Below are 24075 nucleotides of genomic sequence, written 5' to 3'. Positions count from 1 at the left end.
ACGGTCGGCGGGCCGTTCTTTTTGTTTTTAAGGAGCGCACCGAATCAAAAAGAACAACGAGTTAGTACTATTATATTATGGCAAAGATTTCATATTACACCGAAGAAGGACTCAACCGGCTCAAAGCTGAATTAGTAGAGTTAAAAACCAAAGGACGGACTGCGATTGCCCACCAGATTGCCGAAGCACGTGACAAGGGGGATCTTAGCGAAAATGCTGAGTACGATGCGGCCAAAGATGCACAGGGCCTGCACGAACTGAAAATATCGAAACTCGAAGAAGTATTGTCAAACGCCCGCGTTCTGGATGAGTCGACAATTGATACTTCGCTGGTTTCGGTTCTGTCGAAGGTAAAAATCAAAAATGTAAAAAGCGGGGCTGAAATGCTCTATACGCTGGTTTCGGAAGAAGAAGCTGACCTGAAAGCGGGTCGTATTTCGGTGGGTTCGCCCATTGGGAAAGGGCTGCTTGGCAAGCGGGTTGGCGAAACGGCCGAGATCAAAGTGCCGGCTGGTGTACTGGAGTTTACAGTCATCGAAATTGCCCGGTAAACCTAACGGATGATTCACCATTGCACTTATGGCTTCCATCTTCTCCCGAATCGTTGCTGGTGAAATTCCGGCGCACAAAATCGCTGAAACAGACGACTATCTTGCTTTCCTGGACGTTATGCCGACGACGACCGGGCACACGCTCGTTATTCCCAAAAAAGAGGTAGACTATCTGTTTGATCTGGATGATGAGCACTACCTGGGCTTAATGGCTTTCGCTAAAAAGGTGGCTCCGGCCATTGAAAAAGCTGTGCCCTGCCTGCGTATTGGTGTAGCGGTCATCGGGCTGGAAGTGCCCCACGCACACGTTCACCTGATACCGATGAACGCCATGGCCGACATGAATTTTCAGAACAAAATGAAGCCCAGCCAGGACGAACTGGCGGCAACCGCCGAGAAAATCAGAAGCTTTTTGTGATTTTGATTCGTCAACACACAGCAGGGCGGACAAGTATACTTGCCCGCCCTGCTGTGTATAAGGCTATGAGGTGGGGCCTCGAACAGCCAGCGCCTGTGCTGACTGTATTCGCTTATTCAACGGCGCCTTCCAGCGTTTTGACAATGCCCAGCGTGAGCAGTGAATGTAAGTACTTCGCGACAGCCTCGTTGAAACCTGGTAGCGTGGTCAAATCTACTTGCCATAGCTTGGTGTCTGACAAAACGCTTTTTACAAATTCCTGTACGGTTACCGGAGTACGCCCTTTAACAGTTTTCCAGTCACCATAGAAATAACCGGCTTTGTCATCACGAATGGGGTAGTTGAGTTTGCCACCACTCGGCAGCGCGATCTCGCCGAAAAACTGTCCCTTTTCTTCCCGTACTGCTTTCATGAACAGCAGATAGGCAGCAAAGCCAAGCGCCATTAACTGGGGTACCTTGTTAAACTGCTCGTAATACCGTTGCAGCGTTGGAACATTGCGAGCCTGCATTTTAGCCGTCTGCTGTAATGAAATATTGAGCAGCAAATGGTCGAGGTGCGGGTTTCGGAATCGGTCCAGTACATCATGGGCAAACTGTTCCACGGCCGCTTTGTCCATCCCCGGAATGCCATAGTCGGGTACAGTTGGCACAATCTCCTTCAGCATCAGCGACTCAACGAACTTGCTCATTGCCGGGTGGAGCATCTCGTCGGCCACCGTTTCCAGCCCCAGCAGGTAGCCCAGCGGCATTGTGAGCGTGTGCGTACCGTTTAACACCCTCAGCTTGCGCTCTTTATAGAAATTTATATCTTCGTCGATAATGATCTGGGGGGTAGATGGCCCCGCAAACGAAAGGGTTTCCCGAACGCGGTCGTCGCCCTCAATGGCCCAGAGATGGTAGGGTTCGGTAAACGTAAGCAGATCATCTTCGTAACCCGTTTCCTGCTGCACCAGTTGCTGAGCGCTTTCGGTGGGGCGGGTAACGATGCGGTCAACAAGCGAGTTACAAAACCGGACGTGGAACTTGAGCCATTTGGTAAATAGCTTGCCCAGTTCATTGAATTGAGCCAGTTGTTCAACGGCGTCCCGCAGTTTTAGCCCGTTATCGGTAACGAGTTCGGTAGGAATAACAACGAGTCCTTTCGCTTTTGAGCCGCCGACGCTGCGAAACCGCTCATACAAAAAGGCTGTTAACTTGGCCGGAAAGGATTGCGGAGGGTGTTGGAAAATACTTTCCTCAACGTAGTTTAACCCAATTTCGGTTGTATTGGAGATGATGATCTGCAATTTTGGATTCCGGGCCAGAACCAGCACATCGTTCCACTGAGTCTGAGCGGCTAACACCCGGCTAATAGCCGACACGATGGTATTTTCTGATACCTCCTTCCCTTGCTGAAGTCCCCGAACGGCAACCGTATACAGGTTGTCCTGTTCCGAAAATTCGTCGGTCTGGCTATCGGTCGATTTTACAACAACGATAGAGCCTTCAAATCGCCCTTCGCTATTGGCTTTTTGTACCAGGTAATCGGGTAAGCCACGTAAAAGGACACCAGTACCGAACTGTAAAATCTTTTCGGGGAAAACGGGAGCGGGATGGGTTGAACGGGTTAATTTAGCCATGGTTGGGTGTGCAGCAAGCGGACCTGCGGTCATCAGTCAGACGGATTTACTATTAACTATACTTGACGTTTCGCCTTGATTGGTCATAATTCAGCAATAATACGAACTACATCGTTACGCTTAACGGCAATTTTATCAAAAGCGCCATTCGTCGGTAATCGGCCAAGGCTGGCTTCAGGCGCTGGCCTCTTTGCGCGTTGCCTGTTTCCGGAAACCTTACCGCTTCAGTTTGCCGGAACTGTCGCCGTTGGCCAGCGTGTCAACTTCGGCAATGGAGGCCAGATTGACATCACCCGGAATGGTATGCTTCAAAGCCGAAGCCGCTGCGCCAAATTCAATGGCCCGCTGCAAGTCGTTGAACGTCAGTAAGCCGTAAATCAGCCCCGCCACGTACGCATCGCCCGTACCAATGCGATCCGTAATGGGATTGATGTCGTAGATTCGCGATTTGTAGACGTCCTGCCCATCGAACAGCTTGGCCGACAGCTGGTTGTGCGAGGCACTGACCGACCGTCGTTTTGTGTCCGTGATGTAGCGCACGTTGGGGAAATGCTTCATCAGAGCCCGGCCCGATTCCTGAAATGTGCTACCCACCACGCCATATAGTTCGGAGAAAAGATTTTTGCTGCCCAGTACCAGGGTGCACCCTTCCGTTAGAGCAGGCATAATTTCCTGGGGCGTTTTCCCATATTGCCACAAATTACTCCGGTAAACGATATCGGCCGAAACCGGAACACCCAGCCGGTTGGCGGTCTGTATGCCTGCCAGCAAACAATCGGCTGCGCCCTGCGAGAGGGCAGGGGTGATGCCTGTCCAGTGGAACCACGACGCGCCCGTCAGGATGGGTTCCCAGTCGATCTCATCCGGGCGAATGCGGGCAAACGCAGAATCGACCCGGTCGTAAATGATCTGGCTGGCGCGACTACCGGCCCCCGTTTCCAGGAAGTAAAGACCCAGCCGACCGTCGCCATACCGGATATGCTCGGTGCTGACGGCGTATTTACGAAGGTAACCCGAAGCTGCCCGGCCAAGCGCGTGGTCTGGAAAACGGGTAATATGAGTAGCCTGCAAACCAAACTGGGCGAGTGACACGGCCACATTGGCTTCGGTGCCCCCAAAATGCATACCTAGTGTATCGGTTTGAGTAAACCGTTCGACGCCGGGCGGACTCAGGCGAAGCATCACTTCGCCGAAGGTGACAATTTTCATGGGTACGATGGGTTCTAAACGTGACTGTAAAAGATGTATTACAACGTCCTCTAGGCACTATACTCGCTCATTAGCTCTTCGGTTCGCACCGGCTCTAATTTCGGTAAGACCAGATGAATAATAACCAGCGCTATCAAATAGGAACAACTGGCCACGATAAACATCGGCAGGTAGCCAAAAGCCGTAATAATTCGACCCGACAGCAAGGCCAGTAAGATACCGCCCACTGCACCAAACATACCGCCAATACCGGTTACGGAAGCGACGACATTTCGGGGGAACAGGTCCGAGGCAAAGGTATACATATTGGCCGACCAGCCCTGGTGAGCAGCTGTCGCCAGAGCGATGAGCGCCATCGCAACGGTCAGGCTGTTGGTTTGAGCCGCAAAGAAAATAGGCACGACGCACAGGGCGCAAATGAGCATGGTTGTTTTTCTGGCGCGGTTGGCCGACCAGCCCCAGCGCATGAACTGTGTGCTGAGCCAGCCAAAAAAGACGCTGCCTGCGTCGGAAACGACATAAATGATGAGGAATGGAATGCCGAAACTTTTCAGATCGAGCCGTTCGTTGAGGGCGTCGTTTGAATTAAAAAAATCGGGGAGCCACGACATATAAAACCACCAGATCGGATCGGCCATAAATTTGCCAATGGCGAACGCCCACGTTTGTTTATACCCCAGCAACTGACCCCAGGAGACGTTCAAGGGGGGTAACCGTTCGTCGTCTTTTCGAATATAGGTCAGCTCTTCGGGCGACAGGTTCGGGTTTCGTTCGGGTTTACTGTACATCAGCCACCAGAAAATAAGAAGAACAAATCCCATCACGCCCGTAATCAGAAAGGAGCTACGCCAGCCAAAGGCCAGAATCAGATACGGCACGGCCAGTGCCGTCAGAATAATGCCCACGTTGGTTCCCGCATTGAAGAGGCCGTTGGCAAAAGATCGCTCGCGCCGGGGAAACCATTCGGCCACGGTTTTTATCGACGATGGAAAGTTGGCTGCTTCGCCGAGGCCCAGCAAGGCCCGCATCCAGCGTAGCCCGGCAATGGTGTTCACGAAAGCCGTAGCGACAGCCGCCACGCTCCAGACTAGAATGCCCAGCGAAAATCCTCGTTTGGTGCCTATTTTGTCGATGAGCCAGCCCACCAGCAGAAACCCGATGGCATAGGCAAACTTGAAAGCCGCATCGACATCGCCGTAGAGCACTTTGAACCGGTCGGTGGCTTCTCTGGTGAGTACGGCATCGGGAGCGACACCCAGCATTTCTTTCCGAAACAACTCATCCGTCATGGTGAACGACAATACCTGCCGGTCTATGTAGTTTATGGTCGTTGCCAGAAAGAGCAACGCAACAATACGCCAGCGAAAACGGCCAGAAGGGGTGGGCATTTGTAAATCAACCAGAATTATTGAGAGAAAAGTCAGCGAGGGTACTTTTTTACCTTACCTGCGTTGTAAGTTAGTGGTCTGTAAAAAAATACGGTAGAGCCGGGAGAATTAAACCGACTTCTGCTTTAATCCGCATGCACACACTTGCTCCTGCGTCCACGTTTCTGTCCGACGACTTTCTGCTGCAAACCGAAACAGCTCGTCGGCTATATCATGACTATGCCCGGCAGATGCCGATCATCGATTATCACTGCCATCTGCCTCCCGATCAGATTGCCGCCGACCGTCAGTTTGAGAACATAACGCAGCTTTGGCTGCATGGCGATCATTATAAATGGCGGGCTATGCGTACGCACGGAGTTCCTGAACAGTACTGCACCGGCCAGGCGACTGATTGGGAGAAGTTTGAGAAATGGGCCGAAACCATTCCCTATACGCTGCGGAACCCGTTGTACCACTGGTCGCACCTGGAGTTGAAAAATCCGTTTGGCATCACGGACGTACTCAATCCATCGACGGCGCGCTCGATCTATGACGTGTGCAATGAACAATTGCCGCAGCTGTCTACGCGTGCCCTGCTCACTCATTTTGATGTTCGGGTGGTGTGTACGACCGATGATCCGCTGGATTCGCTCGAACACCATCGTAAGGTGGCTCAGGAGCAGGGTGGGAGCGACACCGGGTTCCGGACGAAAGTACGGCCTACTTTCCGCCCCGACAAGGCTATGGCGGCCGAAGACCCAATCGCGTTTCGGGCCTATATCAGCAAGCTGGGTGAGGTAACGAAGCGGGAGATTCTAACGCTGACGGACTATGTAGAGGCACTGAAAGCCAGGCACGACTATTTTGCCGAGATGGGTTGCCGCTTATCCGATCATGGTCTGGAAATGATTTATGCCGAGCCGTATAAAGAGGGCGATGTTCAGCGAATATTCGACCATTTGCACCGGGGCGTTGCCGTACCACCGGCCGATGTGCTGAAATTCAAGTCTTTTATGCTGGTGCAGTTTGCCGAATGGGATCACGAAAAAGGCTGGACGCAGCAGTTTCACCTGGGTGCCCTCCGGAACAACAACATCCGTCGGCTACGCGATCTTGGCCCCGACACGGGCTGGGATAGTATCGGCGATTTTCCGCAGGCGGCTTCAATGTCCCGCTTCCTGGGTGGGCTGGACGACCGGAACAAACTGGCCAAAACGATTTTGTATAACCTCAATCCGGCTGATAACGAAGTGATCGCTACCATGGTCGGCAACTTCAACGACGGCTCCGTTCGGGGGAAAGTACAGTTCGGCTCCGGCTGGTGGTTTCTCGATCAGAAAGATGGCATGGAGAAGCAGATCAATGCCATCTCGAACATGGGGCTGCTGAGTGCTTTTGTGGGCATGCTTACCGACTCGCGCAGTTTTGTGTCGTACAGCCGCCACGAGTATTTCCGGCGAATTCTCTGCAACCTGTTCGGAAACGACATCGAAAATGGCGAGTTACCGAACGATATTGACTGGGTCGGGCAGATTATTCAGGACATCTGTTACCGGAACGCCGAATCGTATTTTGGTTTCTAGAATGTAACGGACCTACTGCTGACTTAACCAGTTTCTCTTCTGTCCATGACGCACACGTTTGTCGACATAAACGGCTCGTCTCCGGTACGGTTGCACGTGGTTCAGGCCGGACCTACGGAGGGACCGCTCATTATTTTACTGCACGGCTTTCCGGAATTCTGGTATGGCTGGAAACAACAGATTGATGCCTTAGCGGAGGCCGGTTTTCGGGTTTGGGCGCCCGATCAGCGGGGATATAACCTGAGTGAGAAGCCCACTGACGTCAAGGCCTACGCGCTGGATATACTGGTGGCGGATGTGATTGGTTTGATCAATGCCGCCGGCCGACAAAAGGCCGTGGTGGTGGGTCACGACTGGGGAGCCGCCGTAGCCTGGTGGACGGCTGTTTCGTTTCCGGAGCGGGTCGAGCGGCTGGTTGTCCTGAATGTACCGCACCCGATCGTGATGAAGAAAGTTGCCAGCCGTGATGTGGGTCAGATGCTGCGAAGCTGGTATATTGGCTTTTTTCAGTTGCCTGTGTTGCCCGAGTTCCTATTCCGAAGGGGGAACGCAACACCCCTGGTTAAGACGCTATTGGGCAGCAGCCGTCCCGGAACATTTAAGCGAGCTGATTTAGTGCAGTACAAGGCGGCCTGGCTACAGCCGGGGGCTATCAAATCCATGATTAACTGGTACCGGGCCGCGCTTCGAGTACCACCGATTAAACGTCCGTCTATCCGGGTCACCGTACCGACACTACTGATCTGGGGTGCCCGCGATAAATTTCTGAAGCGTGAGATGGCCCAGCTCAGTATTGATCTGTGCGACAACGGCCGTGTGGTGTTCTTCGAGGAAGCAACCCACTGGGTTCAGCACGAAGAGGCCCTGCGCGTTAATGAATTGATACTGGCGGGCTAATTAATCAGTTGGGACCGTGGACCGTGTCCTCCTGGCCCGTGTTCCCAACTGATTAATTAGCCCGCTGGTTTATACGCTATCTTATTGTTTGTAAACCTTCCCGTCTTTCATCACAAAGCGGACGGCTTGCAGAGTTTTGATGTTCTGGATTGGGTTTTCATCTACCGCAATGATGTCGGCGAACTTGCCCGTTTCCACAGAACCGATTTGGGCATTCATGCCCAGCAGCTTCGCGTTGGTCATCAGGGCCGCTTTGATGGCTTCTACCGGTGGCATGCCTGCTTCAACCATATACTCGAACTCTTTGGCGTTGAAACCGTGAATGTAAACGCCCGCATCGGTACCGAATGCAATCTTGACGCCTGCTTTGTACGCTTTGGCAAACGTAGCCTGAATCTTTGGGCCAATCGCCAGCGCCTTTGGCGTTACCAGGGGCGGATAGTACCCAAAATGCCGGGCCGAATCGGCGGCTGTTTTACCGGCAATGATCGTTGGCACGTAATAGGTCCCGTATTTTTTGAACAACTCGATCGCTTCATCGTCCATCAGCGTGCCGTGTTCGATGGTCTGCACCCCTGCTCGGATAGCGCGTTTCATGCCTTCGGCTCCGTGGGCGTGGGCTGCTACGGCAAAGCCATAATCTTTGGCCGCGTCCACTACCGCTTTTACTTCTTCCTCCGTAAACTGAGCGCCCGAACCATCTTTCGCGTTGCTGAGTACACCCCCGGTGGCCGTGATCTTGATCAGATCAGCGCCATCTTTGTACCGCTGGCGAACAGCTTTTCGGGCGTCTTCCGGACTGTTGATGACGCCATCTTCCGGACCGGGATCACCCATCAGATCTTTCCGGTAACCATTGGTCGGGTCAGCGTGGCCGCCCGTTGTGGCAATGGATTTTCCAACCGTCAGCACCCGTGGACCATCGACCAACCCGGCATTGATGGCGTTACGAAGTGACACGTTTACCCCAGAGCCTCCCAAATCGCGAACGGTCGTAAAACCGGCCAGCAATGTTGTTTTAGCGTACTGAGCCGCCTGATAGGCAACGTCGGATGGGTTCTTGGTAAAGCCGTCAATGGCCCCGCCCCGGCGCGTCTGGCTCTCCAGATGAACGTGCATGTCGATCAGGCCGGGTAAAACGGTTTTCGACTTCATGTCCAGCACCCGATCCTGACCGGCGGGGTTTGTGTAGCCTTTCTGAACAGCGGTGATCTTGTTTCCTTCGACGACTACGGTCATTTGCGGCTGTAAGCCATTGCTGACCCCGTCGAAGAGATTACCGCAATGAATTAATGTCCGTTGGGCAAAAAGAGGAGCGGCCAACAAAGACAAGCCTGCCACTAAATACAGTTTTCTCATAAAAGAAGTTAGTTGGGTACAAAAAAAGCTGCGACAGTACGTCGCAGCCTTCAAAATACAAAAAGCTACTGAACAACCCTTATAATTTTGATACCTGTACCACAGCCGTTTGCGGTTGGCCGATCTTATTCAAATCTGGATAAGGGTTTACCTCGCGCAAAATCACTTTGTAGGTTTCGTTCCTCAGCGAAACGGTTGTTGAGTCGGGCCGTTTGTTGGTGCTGCCCGGATCAGCACCCAACGACAGCCGAACCGCCGTTGAATCGGAATTTTTTGACAGCATCAAGTGAACCTTAGCCTGCCCTCCCCAGAGGCAGACAACATTGGCATTTATCGGACATCGGCTATCCTGAATTGAATCGGCCCGAACAAGAATATCTGAACTCAATCGGCCCGATTGGTGCAACCCCAGTGAAATAGAGTCGGATGGGGTTGTATCGGAGGATTTACAGGCTGAAAAGAGAAGCGTGCCAATAACGAGTAAACCAGAAAGGCGTTTTATTGAGTATAGCATAGTACAGCCACGTGATTTCCTGTAAAGACACCAGTCTACAAAAAAGGGTTGTAATAAAGGGGCACTGAAAACAAAAAAAGGCACCTGTATAGCCCGCTATAATTGTCGGTTAATCTCGCTCAATAAATAATTTTTGGGATCGCTGAAGTACTCCCAGAACATGACACCGGCCAGGCCATGTTTTTTTACGTACCGGCATTTGGCTTTTACCGACTCTTCATCGTCGTAGGAGACAAACCGTTTCAGGTCGGCATTGTACAGATAGGGGGCTTTTGCTTTCCGGTCCCAATACCGTTTGTAAGCCGGATTTGTAAGTAAACTGTCCCTGATGAAGGTGTATCCTCCGCCCCGTTCTACTTTCGTGATGGTTCTGGGATGGGCTTTTGGATTGCCCGTTTGTAACTGCCAGGCTCGCCCGTAAAAGGCAATGCCCAGCACAAGTTTTTCGGTAGGAACGCCTGCTTTCTCGTAAAGCTTCACGGCCCGGTCGCCCGAGGTTTCGTTAGCCACTTTACCCGATGCGTATAGGTTTGTGTGGTGACCCGCCAGTGGCCCTCCGGTGAAAAAGTCATACGACATTACATTGACGTAATCCAGGTATTGCTGCGCCTTCGCCATGTCAGTATGGGTGAAAATGGCGTCAAATCCGGGCAGCGCCGTCGTTACCAGGTAATTTTTGCCCGTTTGTTGCTTCAGGCTGGTCAACTGTTCTCGCAGGGACTTGAACAGCAGGGTGAAATTTTCTCTGTCTTCCGGCCGAAAGACATTGTCCTCCCCTTTCATACCCGGGTACTCCCAGTCGATATCGATGCCATCGAGTTGGTACTCCCGAACAATGTCTACTGCCGAAGCCGCAAACGCGATACGCCCCGTATCGCTCACCACGGCATCGGAAAAGTTCTCACTCCAGGCCCAGCCGCCAATCGAAATCAGGATTTTAAGATCGGGATTCCGAAGTTTGAGCTGGTTCAGGCGCTTGAAATTGGTTGAGTCGGTCGCGAGATTATGTAGCCAGGCCCTGTTCTTGCGGACATCCACAAAGGCATAGTTGATGTGCGTCAGTTTTTCGGCAGCCATATTATCGGTGTTTACCAAACCGCGAAAACCACCCACGTAGGCCAGTACAATTGGTTTGGTTTTCGGTTCGGGCTTGCTTCCTGCCTGTAGGCCAGCTGCCACGGTCAGAAACGAGAGTAAATAAAAAAGTCGGCGCATGAACTGTGTCGGTCTAGTGGAGATTGTAACGGCCGGATTTACCCCTGCTGTTGCCGCAGTTGCACCCCGGTCGAAAACGGGTTAACGGGTATCTTTGTATGGTAAACCTAAAAATAAGACAGCCTACTTAGGGTAACCCGAATTTTTGTGAATCTGCCTGCATGACTATCAGTAAGCTATTGATCGTATAGGCAGGTCATTTGTACCAGTATTATCAAAAAGCTCAACTATAGTTTAACGACGCACGGAGTCAGCAAGTAGTTAAATTCTGCTACGATTCTTCCTTTGTCTGTGTATGCCGGATATGTCGGGTTTTCTGTTGAATAAAATCCAGCATACGCGCCGGGATGACCGAGACGAATCGACTCCTAAACATGACTTTATGAAAAACAGCGTAGTGACGATTGGCGTCGGCTTGCTGACGATCGGGCTGACGCACCTTGGTCTGGCCCAGCAGACAAACGCTGAACGATCCCGGATTGCGGCCGAAATGGAAAAGTCCGTTCGTACGGAGGTGCTTACCTATTGGTATCCGCTGGCAGTTGATCAGGAGTTTGGCGGGTTTCTTAGCGCATTTACCTACGATTTCAAGCCAACGGGAGCACAGGATAAAATGATTGTAACCCAGGCCCGCCACGTCTGGACAACCGCCAAAGCCGCCGAACGGTATCCTTCGACTGCTCACTACAAGAACGATTCCCGACATGGTTTTCAGTTTCTGCGGGACAAGATGTGGGACAAGGAATACGGGGGTTTCTATACGTTGGTCGACCGGAAAGGAACGCTCAAAGGAGTCGGCAACAAAGAAGCTTACGGCAACGCATTTGGTCTCTATGCCCTGAGCGCCTACTACCATATGTCGAGGGATACGGCCGCGCTGAACCTGGCGAAAAAGACATTCAACTGGCTGGAACAGCACAGCCATGATCCGGTCCATAAAGGTTATTTTCAGCATCTGCAACGGGATGGTTCGCCCATCAAACGGGGTGCTGCGGTGCCGTCTACCTCGGATCTGGGCTACAAAGACCAGAACAGTTCCATCCACCTGCTCGAAGCTCTGACCGAACTCTACGCCGTCTGGCCGAATCCACGGGTTCGGGAGCGCCTGACCGAAATGCTTTTCCTGATTCGGGATAAAATCACGACGCCCAAAGGCAATCTGATCTTATTTTTCCAGCCCGACTGGACCCCCGTTTCGTTTCAGGATTCGTCGGAAGCCGTCGTCCTGAAGCACCGCAATCTGGACCACGTTTCGTTTGGGCATGATGTCGAGACCGCTTACCTGATGCTCGAAGCCTCTCATGCGCTGGGTCTGAAAAACGACGAAACAACCCGCAAGGTAAGCAAACGAATGGTCGATCATGCTCTGGCTATGGGCTTCGACAAATCGGTGGGGGGCTTCTACGACCAGGGCTATTATTTCAAGGATAAACCCGGCATGTCTATCATCCGGGAAAGCAAAAACTGGTGGTCACAGGCGGAGGGTCTGAACACGCTGCTACTCATGGCGAACAAGTATCCCCATGACCCCATGCAGTATTTTAACAAGTATAAACTGCTTTGGCAATACTGTCAGACCTATCTGATTGACCACGAACATGGTGACTGGTATGAGGAAGGACTGGATAAAGACCCCCAGCGCCGTATGGGCCAAAAGGGCCATATCTGGAAAGCCACGTACCACACGTACCGGGCTCTGACAAGTTGCGTCGATCAATCGCGGGAGAGTCCGGCGGGCCATACAGGTAAATAGAGTTACCAAGTACATGACACAAACTAAACAGGAGCCGTCGAGGAGACGCTTTATAAAAGCATCAGTTGCTGCGCTGGCGGGGGCTGTCGGGGTTAATTCACTTGCCGAAGCATGGCCGTTGTTGGCTGATAAAGCTCCCTTCATGCCGCCCCTGGGGGTATGTGCACCTTACGAGAAAGCGGCAATGCTGAAAGAATTGGGGTGTTCGTTTGTCGAAGAAAGCGTCGGTCGTTTTTTGCTGCCTGATGGGGGGGAGGAAGCTTATGCCCGAAACCTGGAGCAGTTAAAAACAACGGGAATCCCCATTCTGTCGTACATCTATTTTTTTCCTGGTAGCTTAAAATCGGTGGGGCCAACGGTACACCACGAAGCTATTTTGCAGCGCGCCGATCTGGCGCTGAAGCGGGCCAAAGAGTGTGGTTCGAAGAATATTGTGTTTGGGAGCGGTGGTTCGCGGGCTATACCCGACGGTTTCGACCGGGATAAAGCAAAAGCCCAGCATATCGAGCTTTGTAAAAAAATGGCCCCATTGGCTGAAAAACATGGCGTTACGCTGGCTGTAGAACCGCTAAACCGGGGCGAAACCAATTTTATCAATAGTCTGGCCGATGGCGTAGACATTATTCAGGCAGTCAACAACCCGTGGTTTAAGCTCCAGTGCGACATTTACCACATGCTCAAGGAAGACGAAAAGCCGGAAGAGATCATTAAGTACAAAGACTACATTGTGCACTGTCATCTGGCCGAAAGACAAAAACGAACGGCCCCAGGAATTGCAGGGGATGATTTCAAACCATACTTCAGAGCGCTGAAAAAAATTAAATACAGCGGTGGCCTATCCCTAGAGTGCAACTGGACTGATTTCGACAAGGAAGCAAAGCAGGGAATTGACGTGGTTAAGCAACAGTTCAGCGAGCTGTGAGCCAGCGTGTACGTTGCCATCGTAACACAGGCTTACTAGGTTTTCGGATAATTAATTCAGACTGAGTGGCACAAGGTGCGTTAGTTTGCTCTTTGTCGACCTGACTAAAAGAAGTTCGGCATCGCGCGAAGCCTTAGCCAGAAAAAGAACGACTTCCTGTTCGTAAACCTGCAGGACGGCATCGACCGAAAAGCCATCTGCCGGTAATGTCAACATCGACCGATTCAGAGGTAGACTTTCCCGTAATTCTGGCTTGAGAACAACGACAATCGTTCGGCCATCTTTGTACAGGTAAGCGTCCGCAACGAAGGGAAGTTTTGTGACCTTGGCGATTTCACAAAGTAGATTAGACATACGTGCGCTTGGTTTTCGCTGCGAATATAGGTCTATTTAATACTTTGTAAATAAAAAGTTTACATAAATGATAAAAGGTAAATAAATCAATTGGCAAATGGGTGCCGCTGGTTAGGGTCGTCACACGTATGCTGCGTACGATAACTACGTCAACAGGTCGTTTAATTCAGGAAAATTGGGTTGAGGTGAGCTATTTGGGAAACCGTCGATTTGTTCAGAAGATCCTCGGCAACGCGTAGGGTATCAATTAAAAAAAGGACTACCTCTTGTTTATAGGCCTCGATCACCGCTGAAACGGTGAAGTCTGCAGCTTGAAAAGATAATATGGAACGATCTGGTGGGAGACTAGTTCGCAAGGGCGATTTGAGTACGACCATAATCGTTTGGTTATCTCTGTAAGGATAGGCGTCAGCAACAAAAGATAAATTATTAACGGCATTAAGTTCAATATCTAATTTACTCATATAAATAGTTGTGCCCGAAAGCTTGCCTGCTGTGTTACGGTGGAAAGCTATAAGACACACCAACTCGGCAAGAGTCACATACCGACCGACAAAAATTAGCCGCGGCATAACCGACCGGAGGCTGTATAGGTAGCCACTTATTGAAGCAGCGCCAATAAGTGGCTCTTTGACAGTGACTTTACTATTGCGGCATCCGTTTTGACCAGGTTGTCCGCTAACTCTTTTTTAGCCTCCTGAAGCTCCAGAATTTTTTCCTCAATGGTGTTTGGGCATATCAGTCGAATGGCGACCACATTTTTCTTCTGCCCGATTCGATAACTTCGGTCGATGGCCTGGTTCTCGACGGCCGGGTTCCACCACGGATCAACCAGATACACATAATCGGCCTGGGTCAGATTCAGACCCGTACCACCGGCTTTCAGACTAATCAAAAAGACACGAACCGAGTCGTCGCGCTGAAACCGATCAACGCTGGCGGCCCGGTTGCTGGTTTGGCCGGTGAGGTATTCGAAGCCGATCTGCCGGGTCTCCAGCTCCGTTCTGATCAGGTCGAGCATGGAAACGAACTGAGAGAAGACCAGAATTTTGTGCTTTGGTGATTTATTTTCGATCTGCTCAAGCAGCATATCAATTTTGGCCGACGAATTGCCGTAAAACTCGTCGTCGTTGAGCAGCACCGGGCTGTTGCAAAGCTGGCGTAGTTTGGTGAGCCCCTGCAATACATGCAACCGCTCCCGTGGAATATCACCTTCGTCTTTGGTTAACAGAAAGTTACGAAACTCCTGTTCGTAGGCATCGTAGACTCGTCGTTGGTCTAGTCCCATTTCACAATGCAGAATCATTTCCGTTTTGTCAGGAAGTTCCGTCGCTACCTGCGCTTTGGTTCGACGCAGAATGAAGGGGTTGATTTTAGTCTGTAGTTCACGGGCCCGCTGCCGATCATCGAACTTATCGATGGGGGTCGAGTAGTGCGCTTTAAAATGATTGTAACTGCCCAGCAAGCCCGGACAGGCGAAAGAGAGTTGACCGTACAGATCGAAGGTGTGGTTTTCGATGGGCGTGCCGGTCAGTACAATCCGATTGCGGGCCTGCAGTAGCCGGGCCGCCTGGTAACGCTGCGATTCGGGATTTTTGATAGCCTGTGATTCGTCCAGAAAAACGTAGTTGAACGAATATCCTTTCAGAAAGCGAATCTCGGATAGTAAGGTACCATACGACGTGAGGATGATTTCGTACTGATCGAAAATTTTCTTTTTCAGGCCGCGGTCAGTTCCGTAGAAAGGCAAAATCCTGAGGTCGGGCGCAAACTTTGCTACTTCAGCCTGCCAGTTAAACAAAAGGGAAGTCGGCACTACGATCAGGTTGGTGTTAGGTCGGTTTTTGGTTCGCTGAAGTAGAATGAACGCAATAATCTGAATGGTTTTGCCCAACCCCATGTCGTCGGCTAGGCAACCGCCGAGTTCAAATTCGTCCAGAAAATTGAGCCAGTTCAAGCCCTCTTTCTGGTAGTCACGAAGCGACGCCTGTAGCCCGTCGGGTACGGCAACCGGACGGATCGACTGGAAATCGTTGAAATTTCGGGTAAACAGGGCCAGTTGGTCTTTAACATCGTTCATCAGCTCCTCTTCGGCGTACAATTCCTGAATGCTTGCGAAGTTAACCCTAGGGGTTCGAAGGCGATCGTCAACGACTTCGCCAGCCTGAAAATAAGCGGTGAAACGATCGAGCCATTCGGCGGGCAGGATTCCCTGCGTTCCGTCATCGAGCGAGACAAATCGACTCTTGTTTTTGAGCGCTTTGTGCAGGTGTTTGAGCGATACCCGCTGTTTGCCGTAGGTTAAACCCAACGATGTTTCGAACCAGTTTATGCCGCTGCTGACGGTAATTGAAACCGTAGCTTTGTGGGGATTTAGCGTGTTGTTTTTGAGGGTATTAAAGCCAAGTATGCGAATGCCCTGGCTACGCCAGGCATCGAATGCGGGCAGAAACCAGCGTTCATCCAGCAGGTATTTTTTGTGGAGATAAAAACAAGTTTGGTGCAGTTGATCGTGAAAATCCGGGTGCTGATTCAGCACGGCCATCGTAAACTGAATTTCGGCCTCTTCATCACGCGGAACCGTAAACAGCTTTCCCCGGCTGTCGACCGACTGTATCTGACGCTTCGATAACGTTGGCACCTCAACATGCCCATATTTAATAACGGGAGTAAGTATGACGTAATTTTCGGAATCGGAGAGGTAAAGTATACGCTCCCGTTCCTGCGTAAAGCCATTCTCGGCCAGTTGCGCGGGCGTTGCCGGTTTCAGATAAGCGTATTCGACCGGGACCTGCTCTTCGAGTTTAGCCAGAACCGTTTGCTGAAACTCTTCGTATTTCGATTCATGAAGGGCAATGACATTGTTCTTTCTGTTGAAAAATTGAATAACGCGCAGATAAGCCGGATGGTCGATCAGGTATAGTACGTCGTCAAGCAGGATAAAATAATCGTATTTGAGAACGAGTTTATGTAATGGGTACGACGTGCCATTGAGGGTCAGGGAGCCCCAGATTTCGTAGAAATCATTCATAAACCGAACGGTCAGATGGGGGGCTACCTTCAGGATCTCCAGCTTTACCGGGACAAGCGAATGGGCAGTTATGTTCTCCGAGATGCGACTGGAATGGTAAAAAACGGCCTGCTTCAATGGATTATGAGCCACCAGACGCAGGCTATCCAGGTCGGTAGTTGCCTGTTTCGACCGATGCTGATGCTGGAACTTAGCGACCGCCGAGTAAAACTTTACGTCCGCCAGGGTATCAACTTTTGTCAGCAGATCGAAAGGATGGATAGGGGTTAACGGATTTTTTACGTTACCATCGCGAGCCGTCGCGGCTTCGAAAAGATTCAGGCAAAAATGCTCCGCGTAGCGGGGTTTGGTAAAGACCAGAATCCGTTTGCGGTTGGGCGGTAACTCGCTGGCGGTTGGTACTGACTGCTCTGCGTTGGGTAGTAAACTGGCCGTCAGGTAGTCCTTATCTGCTTGAGTCAGGCGTAAAAGTTCAGCGCGCCGGGGGTGTATGTGAATCGTTTTACGGTCGATTTCTACCTGGAAAAAGGTGTCCAGCTGGCTTTCCCGTTCCAGACCGTATTCTTTGGCAACGGGTCTGATGGTTTCCCTCCGCAGGGTATCATCAAAAAACAGACGTAACTCCGTACGCCGGGCAATAGCGGCCAGTACCTGTACCTGGTGCGTACAGAGCTTATCGTTTGGCTCAGTACACGAACATGCTGTAAATAACGATGGCTCGGTTTGCCGGACAACCACAAGCGGAAAGTTCACGCCGGTACTGGCCGTAGTGAACGACCCATGATTGATGTCGATGACCTGCGCCCGAACATCTTCGTACGCTTCGGCCGACGAAACAAACCCGCCACTGTGTTTCGCCAGCAGGCTGTCGTTCAGGTCAGGAATGGTGATCGATTCCAGCCAGTACCCAGTGTCTTCATGAAGCTTGGCGGACTCATTCATAGCAGCGCTTCCGCCATTTGTTCGTCCATACCGGATGGCTTGCTCCGGTAGCGAATGATTCGTTCGCTGGTTAAAAGAATAAGCAGGCCAACGATGGCGCAGGTTGTCATCATACCGACCATGGGAATGGCCGTGTTGTTGTGCAACAGACTCACCGAGGCCGAGATGATGGAGCCAAAACCCATCCGGAAACTACCCATCAGGGCTGCCGCACTACCCGCGTGGCGCCGGAAGGGAGCTAATGACAGGGCCGAGGCATTGGGGCTGGTTAGCCCCTGTCCAGCCAGAAAGAGGAAGAGCATACCAATCAGCCCATACTGTCCGTACCAGCCCGCCCAGGTACCCAGCACCAGCAGCAGGCCCACAATCGACTGATAAACCAGCGTGGTCGAAATGATCTGTTCGTTGGTAAATCGTTTTAACAGAACCTGATTCAACTGCGTAGGCGCAATCAGCGCAATGGCCAGAAAAGCAAAAATCCAGCCGTATTCCTGCGCACTAACGTGGTAGATGTTCATGAACACATCGGAAGAGCCCGCCAGATAGGCGAAGGGGGCCGCCGTTGCGATGCCGCCAACGAGTGAATAGGTCAGGAACTGGGGTTGCCGCAAAACCGTGAAAAAACTGCCCATAACGGCCTTCGGATGGAGGGAGAGCGCCGAGTCGGGGAGTTTGCCGTTGGGCAAGACAAAATACACACCAACCAGAATCAACGCGGTGATAACGGCCAGAATGATAAAAATGGAATGCCAGCCAAAGGCTACGGTTGCGTAGCCGCCAACGGTGGGGGCAATCATGGGCGAAACCGCAATGACCAGCGTGAGCAGGGAGAAAACCTGGACAATCTGCGATACGGGAAACAGGTCGCGCACGAGTGCCTGAGCGGCTACCAGACCCACGCAACCGCCCAGGGCCTGCAAGAGCCGCATCGCAATGAGCGTATGAATGGAGGTGCTCAGGGCGCAACCCGCCGAAGCGGCTATGTACAGCAGCAGACCCGCATACAGCGGCCACTTGCGGCCAAACCGATCCAGCAGGGGACCGTACAGTAATTGCCCCACCGAAATGCCGATCAGATAAGCCGTTAAGGATAACTGAACCTGCGAGATCGACGTGCGCAGGTCGCTGGCGATTGCCGGAAAGCCCGGCAAATACATATCGATGGAGAATGGGCTGATGGTAGAGAGCGTCCCTAAAATCAGGATTATAATAAAATGCTGTCGGCGAGTCATAAACTCAAAAGGAGGTCTTCTTTTATAGACGTACCAGCGTAAATGATTGTTCCCCGCTCCTTGTTGAATTGAGGCAGAGGTTGGCGTGGTTTTTGCCGACAACAAGCTGTGCTTACCTGGCTGGCCAGCTGTTGTTGCTTTCGTCGGCGTCCATAAAAATGCCGCCCTGCATACTAATTGATCGCACTTTCTTTTTGGTTGGCAGCTTGACGGTTGCCTGTTTCTGATTTAGTTGCCAGATAGCTGGCGTCTGGTGAAACGTGTTGGAAGTACCATCAGTGAAAGTCACGACAACGTCGACAGGGGCTACGTACCCTCCAATATTCTGAATGGTAAGAGTCGTTTGTCCGGAAGAAGTAACGACCTTCTGGATCGCGAAGTCAATGTAGTTATGGCTGAAAAACCAGTTGCTCCAGAACCAGTTCAGGTTTTTGCCCGATGCGCTGTTGAAACTATAAAACATATCCCAGGGCGTGGGATGTTTTCCGTGCCACCGGTTCATAAACTCATGCAGACTTTTCCGAAACAGATCATCGCCCAGCAACTCCTTCAGCGCCAGGTAACCAATGGCCGCTTTTCCGTATTCGTTGTTGGCCATAGCCGCTCCGCTCAGCACGTTGGCGGGCGTAATAATCGGTAAATCTTCTTCAGCCGACGGGTCCTTGCTCCAGTACGCTACCCGAAACTGCTGGAAATTTTCGGTTGCTTGTTTCGTGCCTAAGTCGGCCTGGCTGATCAGGTACTCGAGGGCGGTTACCCAACCTTCGTCCATAAAGCCATAACGGGTTTCGTTAATGCCCATGTAGAAGGGAAACCAGCTATGCGCAATCTCATGCTCGGCCACAAAGCGGGAAAAATTCAGGTCCGGCGTGGTGGCGTCATTGACCATCATCGGGTATTCCATATCGGCAAATCCCTGCACAAGGGTCATTTTAGGGTACGGGTAAGGGATGCCGGGCAGGTTGTTGGAGAACCACGACAGGGCATGTTGGCCGAAACCAACCATTTGGTGGAAGTCTTTCGCCGTATCCAGGAAAGCTGCCTGTACGCTGGATCGGCGTTTTGTTTTTCGATCAACGACCACGCTCGACGCGTCCCACACGTAATGGTTACTGATGCACAGCGCCATGTCGGGTACGTAGCTGGCTTTCCATTTCCAGGCATTGACGGGCTGTTGAGCCGTTACATTTTTCGCCGTCAGATCGGCCAGCGTTGCTACGTGAATGAGCGAGTCCGTTTGCGTGGATTCGTTCAGTCGTTTGGCGAAAGCTGGTTGCAGGACTTCGCTGGCATTCTGTAACTCGCCGGTTGCCCAGACGAGGTAGTCTTTAGGCACATTGACCGTGAGCGTATAGTCATTGAAGTCATTGTAGAACTCCTGCGCTTCGGTAAATGGCATCACATCCCAGCCAGCATAATCGTCCAGCACGGCCACGCGCGGGTAGAAGTAAGCCAGAAAGAACGTGGTCGAATCCAGCGCTCCTTCCCGTCCGCTCTCGACCGAAACATCGTAATGCCAATCGAACGTCAGGTTAACCGAGTCATGGGGAACGATCGCTTTGGTCAATTGGATATAGCTTCCGGTACCCATACCCTCATCCGGAAACTGCCGGGCTACAGCGCCTTCGGTATACTTGTCGACGTGAATACCCGACGTCAGATAATCGGCTGATGCGGGCGACTGCCGAATAGCTCCGGGCTTATGGCTGTTCAGGATTAGCTTGAAAACGAGCGTTTTCAGCGTATCGGGGCTATTGTTGATGTACGTGATCGCTTCCGTACCGCGAATGGTCCGGTTGGGTGGTGTGGCCGTAATGTTGATCGTATAGCGGGCAAAATTCTGCCAGTAGCTTTTGCCGGGTTTGCCATCCATAGAACGGGTCCCCTTCTGGTAGGCTTTCTTGATATTGCGTGGCATATACAGTTCCTGAGCCTGTGTGGCTCCCGCCGTTAAGCCGATGTAACAAACGAAAATAAGCGCTCTGATCACGTTTTGAGTAGGGTTGGTCTGGTTGCTGAGTGGCTGCAAGCTACAAAAAAGCTGAGACCACTCAGTATGCTTACCGAAGTGGCTGATACGGGCTGAGTTAATGTACTTCATTCGTGCCGTGATGCTATTTTTTTTCGTGTTTAACTTATTTGCACCAAACATGAACAAATAAGTAAGTTCGTCGCTTATAAGCTAATCAGTTGATCGAAGCACGGATAAACGAGTCAAGTGGATAATTAGTTATTGCCACAACCATTACAATACATTAAGTTATGGGTAACCCGCCCACCCCAGTCGAGGAAGGTAGTCGGTTAGCAACCTTAAAAAGTTACGATATTCTGGATTCACTTCCTGAGACCGATTACGATGAGATCACACAATTGGCAGCCGCCATCTGCCAGACACCTATATCCCTGATCAGTCTTGTCGACGAAGAAAGACAGTGGTTTAAGTCAGCGCGTGGGTTGGATCTGAAAGAAACCCCGCGGGAAATCGCTTTTTGTGCGTATAACATCATTGACCCCAGTATACCCCTGATCGTTAAAGATTCACGTCAGGACACTCGTTTTGCCGATAACCCGCTGGTAACGGGTGCTCCTCACATCGTTTTTTACGCAGGAATGCCCCTGGTCGACCCAAGCGGGTATGCATTAGGGTCGCTTTGCGTTATTGACAACAAGGTCAGAACACTAAACAAGACTCAGTTAGACGCCCTGAAAGTGCTGGCGCAGCAGGTTGTGAAACTGCTTGAATTACGGAAGACGAACGCGGCTCTGCAAGAAAGCGAAGAGCGTTACCGAAATCTCTCGGCCGAACTGGATCAACAAGTGCAACACCGAACAAAAGAGTTGATGGCCAGTAACGACGCGCTTAGTAAAGCCAACACGCTGCTGAGCCGGTCGAACGAGAACCTGCAACAGTTTGCTTACGTGGCCAGCCACGACTTACAGGAACCCCTGCGTAAAATTCAGCAGTTTGGCGATTTGCTGAAGAGCCAGTTCATCGCTCCAACGGAGCAGGAACTGGTTTACCTGGATCGGATGCAGTCGGCAGCCAATCGAATGTCGACCCTGATACGGGATTTACTTGGTCTGTCCCGTATCTCGACCCAGCGTGACGCACACGTCGCGGCTCCGCTCAGTGAAACCGTGAACATGGCCCTGATGGATCTGGATCTGGTGATTCAGGAAACCGGCGCCATCGTGCAGGTCGGGTCGCTGCCCGTTTTCGCCGGTGATCACGCCCAGCTTCGGCGGCTTTTTCAGAATCTTGTCAGTAATGCGCTGAAATTTCGCCGTAAAAGTGAATCAGGCGAGTTAATCGCTCCCCTGATTCAAATAAACGCGCAGCTCATACAGGATAGTGATCTGCCACCTTCGGTAAAGCCCGTACGGAAGGTTACCGCTTACCACCGGATTGACGTGACCGACAACGGTATCGGTTTCGAAGAAAAGTACCTGGACCGCATTTTTCAGGTTTTTCAACGGCTTCATGGCCGGAATGAATACGACGGCACCGGTATTGGTTTGGCTATCTGCGAAAAAGTGGCCGCCAATCATGAGGGAATGATCTGGGCCAGCAGCCAGCTGAGGGTAGGGTCTACCTTTTTCGTGTACCTGCCTGTGTCGCAACCGGAAAGCTTACCGACGGTTGCCTGATTTTTTTTCGGTTGCCGGCGCGCCTTTATCCAGGCCAGCTTCGGCCAGCAGGAGCAGCAGAATCCGCTGCATACCCAGGTGCCCTTTGTCATTCAGCCACCACTCGTTCAGGGAATGCTCTCCTCCGCCGATGCCTCCGCTACCGATGGTTACCGCCGGAATACCCAATGCAATAGGCGTGTTGGCGTTTGTGGAGGCTACCTCTAGCTGAGGAGTTACGTTCATGTAGCTCGTGACGGCCATAGCCCGCTGCACAATGGGCGCTGTCTGTTCCGTTTTTCCCGACGGCCGATCGCCAATTTTTTTCACGTCGACGGCGAGATCGGGTCCTTGCCGTTTCATCTCGTTTTCTTCTTTTAACGCCCGCTGAACAGCCGCCTGTAGTAGTTGATCTACCTCAGTGAGCTTTTCGGGGCTCTCCGAACGCATGTCTATTTCCATCCACGATTCGTAGGGGATGGCATTTACGGAGGTGCCGCCACCAATAACGCTGACGCTGTATGTGGTTTTAACACCCTGCCGGGTAACCTTATCCGCTTCCGTCGTGAAGTAATGGATGGCCTTGCCCAGCGCCCCGTGCGGGTTAACAATGCCGAACGATCCATACGAGTGTCCACCGGGTCCTTTGAACGTGACCCGATAGCGGTGCGAGCCTAACCCACGGTGCGTAATCGAGCTGATACCATCGCCATCGACGGCAATGTATGAATCGACTTTTGGGCCCCCTTTCCGCAGCAAATGTTTAACCCCACGAAGGTCGCCCAATCCTTCTTCCCCAACGGCACCAACAAACAGCACATCGGCATCGGTTTCGATAGCTGCTTTTTCCATGCCTTTCAGGACCGCCAGAATGGTGGCCAGCCCACGGGTATCGTCGCCGATGCCGGGCGCATAAAGCGTATCACCTTTGTGCTTCACGGTTACGTCCGTGCCTTCCGGAAAAACGGTGTCCAGGTGGGATTCGACCACGACTGTTCGTTTTCCGGAGCGACCTTTCCGTTTGGCGATCACGTTACTCACCTCGTCGATCCAGACGGAGTCGGCCCCCGCTTCTTTAAGCATGGCAGCATATTTTTTGGCCCGTACACCTTCTTTGAATGGAGGAGCGGGTGTCTCGGTCAGATTAATATGGTCCTGCCTGGTTTGTGGTTCCAAGTCAACAAAAATCTGGAACGCTTTCTTTACCGCGGGCTGATCGCCAAGCGTTTTTACTTCGTCAGTATAGCGCTTATCGACTCCGGCAACCAGCGGAGTTTTGGCGTTGGTCTGCTGAGCCAGGAGGGGAGTTGAGACAGAAAAACCCGCAGTGAGTGCGCAGGTAAGTAAGGTAAGTGTATACGTCATAAAGAAGTGAAGCCGCGAAATACGCTAAAAAGAACAGGCAATTATATTATTCGGTGTTACTGTATTTCTATTTGGTATAAATGGTTATTATTAGGCCATGAAATTACCGTAA

General features: G+C 51.7%; 19 protein-coding genes. 7 read left to right on the top strand and 12 right to left on the bottom strand.

Annotated features, from left to right (window positions below; all coding sequences use genetic code 11):
- The first annotated feature begins 77 nt into the window (after window positions 1-77).
- Window positions 78-551, top strand: coding sequence for a transcription elongation factor GreA (greA, locus tag ACYU87_RS05850; protein WP_461133087.1), 474 nt, complete (start codon window positions 78-80; stop codon window positions 549-551).
- A 28-nt stretch (window positions 552-579) separates the two neighbouring features.
- The gene (locus ACYU87_RS05845) at window positions 580-969 is read left to right on the top strand and encodes an HIT family protein (protein WP_461133086.1); all 390 of its coding nucleotides are present in this window, start codon (window positions 580-582) and stop codon (window positions 967-969) included.
- Window positions 970-1081: 112 nt separating this feature from the next.
- Here ACYU87_RS05845 and ACYU87_RS05840 read toward each other — a convergent pair whose 3' ends face one another.
- The 3 genes from ACYU87_RS05840 to ACYU87_RS05830 form a co-directional block, all read right to left on the bottom strand.
- Entirely contained in the window at window positions 1082-2590 is a 1509-nt protein-coding gene (locus tag ACYU87_RS05840) for a tagaturonate reductase (RefSeq protein WP_461133085.1), read from the bottom strand.
- Between the two features lie 216 nt (window positions 2591-2806).
- Complete coding sequence (locus ACYU87_RS05835; RefSeq protein WP_461133084.1) at window positions 2807-3799, bottom strand: PfkB family carbohydrate kinase; 993 nt, start codon at window positions 3797-3799, stop codon at window positions 2807-2809.
- A gap of 50 nt (window positions 3800-3849) precedes the next feature.
- The gene (locus ACYU87_RS05830) at window positions 3850-5187 is read right to left on the bottom strand and encodes an MFS transporter (RefSeq protein WP_461133083.1); all 1338 of its coding nucleotides are present in this window, start codon (window positions 5185-5187) and stop codon (window positions 3850-3852) included.
- A 134-nt stretch (window positions 5188-5321) separates the two neighbouring features.
- Here ACYU87_RS05830 and uxaC point away from each other — a divergent pair, with 134 nt between their 5' ends.
- Together uxaC and ACYU87_RS05820 are read left to right on the top strand one after the other, a co-directional pair.
- Window positions 5322-6752 carry a glucuronate isomerase gene (uxaC, locus tag ACYU87_RS05825; protein ID WP_461133082.1) on the top strand — a complete coding sequence of 477 codons (1431 nt, stop codon included), beginning with the start codon at window positions 5322-5324 and terminating at the stop codon, window positions 6750-6752.
- A gap of 45 nt (window positions 6753-6797) precedes the next feature.
- A complete protein-coding gene (locus ACYU87_RS05820; RefSeq protein ID WP_461133081.1) occupies window positions 6798-7649 on the top strand; it encodes an alpha/beta fold hydrolase in 852 nt (283 codons plus the stop codon).
- Window positions 7650-7730: 81 nt separating this feature from the next.
- Here ACYU87_RS05820 and ACYU87_RS05815 read toward each other — a convergent pair whose 3' ends face one another.
- From ACYU87_RS05815 to ACYU87_RS05805, 3 genes are all read right to left on the bottom strand, one after another.
- Window positions 7731-9008, bottom strand: coding sequence for a metal-dependent hydrolase family protein (locus tag ACYU87_RS05815; protein ID WP_461133080.1), 1278 nt, complete (start codon window positions 9006-9008; stop codon window positions 7731-7733).
- 79 nt (window positions 9009-9087) lie between these two features.
- A complete protein-coding gene (locus ACYU87_RS05810) occupies window positions 9088-9522 on the bottom strand; it encodes a hypothetical protein (protein WP_461133079.1) in 435 nt (144 codons plus the stop codon).
- A gap of 96 nt (window positions 9523-9618) precedes the next feature.
- Window positions 9619-10737: a glycoside hydrolase family 18 protein gene (locus tag ACYU87_RS05805; protein ID WP_461133078.1), complete on the bottom strand. Its 1119-nt coding sequence runs from the start codon at window positions 10735-10737 to the stop codon at window positions 9619-9621.
- Window positions 10738-11119: 382 nt separating this feature from the next.
- Between ACYU87_RS05805 and ACYU87_RS05800 the strand changes: the two genes are divergently transcribed.
- Window positions 11120-12490 carry an AGE family epimerase/isomerase gene (locus ACYU87_RS05800; RefSeq protein WP_461133077.1) on the top strand — a complete coding sequence of 457 codons (1371 nt, stop codon included), beginning with the start codon at window positions 11120-11122 and terminating at the stop codon, window positions 12488-12490.
- A 13-nt stretch (window positions 12491-12503) separates the two neighbouring features.
- Window positions 12504-13412, top strand: a complete 909-nt coding sequence (locus tag ACYU87_RS05795; protein ID WP_461133076.1) for a sugar phosphate isomerase/epimerase family protein — start codon at window positions 12504-12506, stop codon at window positions 13410-13412.
- A 51-nt stretch (window positions 13413-13463) separates the two neighbouring features.
- Here the strand turns inward: ACYU87_RS05795 and ACYU87_RS05790 are convergent, their stop codons facing one another.
- From ACYU87_RS05790 to ACYU87_RS05770, 5 genes are all read right to left on the bottom strand, one after another.
- Window positions 13464-13766, bottom strand: coding sequence for a hypothetical protein (locus ACYU87_RS05790; RefSeq protein ID WP_461133075.1), 303 nt, complete (start codon window positions 13764-13766; stop codon window positions 13464-13466).
- Window positions 13767-13927: 161 nt separating this feature from the next.
- Complete coding sequence (locus ACYU87_RS05785; RefSeq protein WP_461133074.1) at window positions 13928-14338, bottom strand: hypothetical protein; 411 nt, start codon at window positions 14336-14338, stop codon at window positions 13928-13930.
- Window positions 14339-14367: 29 nt separating this feature from the next.
- Entirely contained in the window at window positions 14368-17739 is a 3372-nt protein-coding gene (locus ACYU87_RS05780; protein WP_461133073.1) for a DEAD/DEAH box helicase, read from the bottom strand.
- Window positions 17736-18971 carry a multidrug effflux MFS transporter gene (locus ACYU87_RS05775; protein WP_461133072.1) on the bottom strand — a complete coding sequence of 412 codons (1236 nt, stop codon included), beginning with the start codon at window positions 18969-18971 and terminating at the stop codon, window positions 17736-17738. The genes ACYU87_RS05780 and ACYU87_RS05775 overlap by 4 nt, the downstream gene beginning before the upstream one ends.
- Window positions 18972-19083: 112 nt before the next feature.
- A complete protein-coding gene (locus ACYU87_RS05770; protein ID WP_461133071.1) occupies window positions 19084-21072 on the bottom strand; it encodes a M1 family metallopeptidase in 1989 nt (662 codons plus the stop codon).
- Between the two features lie 161 nt (window positions 21073-21233).
- Between ACYU87_RS05770 and ACYU87_RS05765 the strand changes: the two genes are divergently transcribed.
- Complete coding sequence (locus ACYU87_RS05765) at window positions 21234-22619, top strand: GAF domain-containing sensor histidine kinase (protein ID WP_461133070.1); 1386 nt, start codon at window positions 21234-21236, stop codon at window positions 22617-22619.
- Here the strand turns inward: ACYU87_RS05765 and ACYU87_RS05760 are convergent.
- Window positions 22602-23963: a M20/M25/M40 family metallo-hydrolase gene (locus tag ACYU87_RS05760; RefSeq protein WP_461133069.1), complete on the bottom strand. Its 1362-nt coding sequence runs from the start codon at window positions 23961-23963 to the stop codon at window positions 22602-22604. The two genes, ACYU87_RS05765 and ACYU87_RS05760, sit on opposite strands and share 18 nt — an antisense overlap.
- Window positions 23964-24075: the final 112 nt, after the last annotated feature.

It is taken from the genome of Spirosoma lituiforme (assembly GCF_054776635.1).
This window is presented reverse-complemented; position numbering and strand designations above follow the sequence as displayed.